The organism is Methylopila capsulata (assembly GCF_016907975.1).
Lineage (GTDB): Bacteria > Pseudomonadota > Alphaproteobacteria > Rhizobiales > Methylopilaceae > Methylopila > Methylopila capsulata.
Genome location: NZ_JAFBCY010000008.1, coordinates 1 through 1565, shown reverse-complemented (window position 1 = coordinate 1565; position 1565 = coordinate 1). Strand labels below are relative to the sequence as shown.

At 68.2% G+C, this 1565-nt stretch carries 2 protein-coding genes; both read right to left on the bottom strand.

Annotated elements, in window-relative coordinates:
- Positions 1-881, bottom strand: an 881-nt coding sequence (gene sucD / locus JOD31_RS19395; protein ID WP_204952081.1) for a succinate--CoA ligase subunit alpha, incomplete at its 3' end; no start/stop codon positions are given.
- 3 nt (positions 882-884) lie between these two features.
- The coding region (locus JOD31_RS19390; RefSeq protein ID WP_428980921.1) for a succinate--CoA ligase subunit beta at positions 885-1565 on the bottom strand (681 nt) is incomplete at its 5' end.

Below are 1565 nucleotides of genomic sequence, written 5' to 3'. Positions count from 1 at the left end.
CCCTTCAACAATTCCACGAGCGTTTTTCCGAGCCGTGCGGGGCTTGGGCTCACCCGGACGCCGGCGGCTTCCATGGCGGCGATCTTGTCGTCCGCGCCGCCCTTGCCGCCCGAGATGATCGCGCCCGCATGCCCCATCCGCCGGCCCGGAGGCGCCGTGCGGCCCGCGATGAAGCCCACCGTCGGCTTCTTGCGACCCCGCTTCGCCTCGTCCGCCAGGAACTGCGCCGCGTCCTCCTCCGCCGAGCCGCCGATCTCGCCGATCATCACGATCTGCTCGGTCTTCGGGTCGGCGAGGAACATCTCCAGCATGTCGATGAACTCGGTCCCCTTCACAGGGTCGCCGCCGATGCCCACCGCCGTGGTCTGGCCGAGGCCCTCACGCGTCGTCTGGAACACCGCCTCGTAGGTCAGCGTCCCCGACCGCGACACCACGCCCACCGTCCCTCGGCTGAAGATGTTGCCCGGCATGATGCCGATCTTCGACTCCCCCGCCGTCACCACGCCCGGGCAGTTCGGCCCGATCAGCCGCGTCTTCGAGCCCTCGAGCGCCCGCTTCACCCGCACCATGTCCAGCACCGGAACGCCCTCGGTGATGCACACCACAAGCGGGATCTCCGCCGCGATCGCCTCGAGGATCGCGTCCGCAGCCCCCGCCGGCGGCACATAGACCACGGAGGCGTCGGCGCCGGTCGCCTCGCGGGCCTCCCGCACCGTGTCGAACACCGGAAGGTTCAGGTGCGTCTGCCCGCCCTTCCCCGGCGCCACGCCGCCGACCATCTTGGTCCCGTAGGCGATCGCCTGCTCGGAGTGGAACGTGCCGTTCTTGCCGGTGAAGCCCTGGCAGATGACTTTGGTGGTCGCGTCGATCAGGATCGACATGGCTCAGGCCCCCTTCTTCACGGCGGCCACGATCTTCTGCGCGGCGTCGTCCAGGTCGTCCGCCGGCAGCACGTTCAGCCCGCTCTCGGCGATGATTCGCTTGCCTTCCTCGACGTTCGTGCCCTCAAGCCGAACGACCAGCGGGACCTGAAGCCCCACCGTCTTCACCGCCGCGATCACGCCGCGCGCGATCACGTCGCACTTCATGATCCCGCCGAAGATGTTGACGAGGATCCCCTTCACCTGAGGATCGGCGGTGATGATCTTGAACGCCGCCGTCACCTTCTCCTCCGTCGCGCCGCCGCCGACGTCCAGGAAGTTCGCCGGCTCCTCGCCGTAGAGCTTGATGATGTCGAGCGTCGCCATCGCCAGCCCCGCCCCGTTCACCATGCAGCCGATGGTGCCGTCGAGCGCGATGTAGGCGAGGTCGTGCTTCGACGCCTCGATCTCCTTGTCGTCCTCCTCCGTCAGGTCGCGCAGCTCGGCGAGCTCCGGATGACGGTAGAGCGCGTTCGAATCAAACGTCACCTTCGCGTCGAGGCAGCGCAGCTTGCCGTCCTTGGTCACGATCAGCGGGTTGATCTCGAGCATCGCCATGTCGGTCGCGACGAACGCCCCGTAGAGCTTCTCGACCACCGAGCCCGCCTGCTTGGCGAGGTCGCCCGAAAGCCCCAGCGCCTTCGC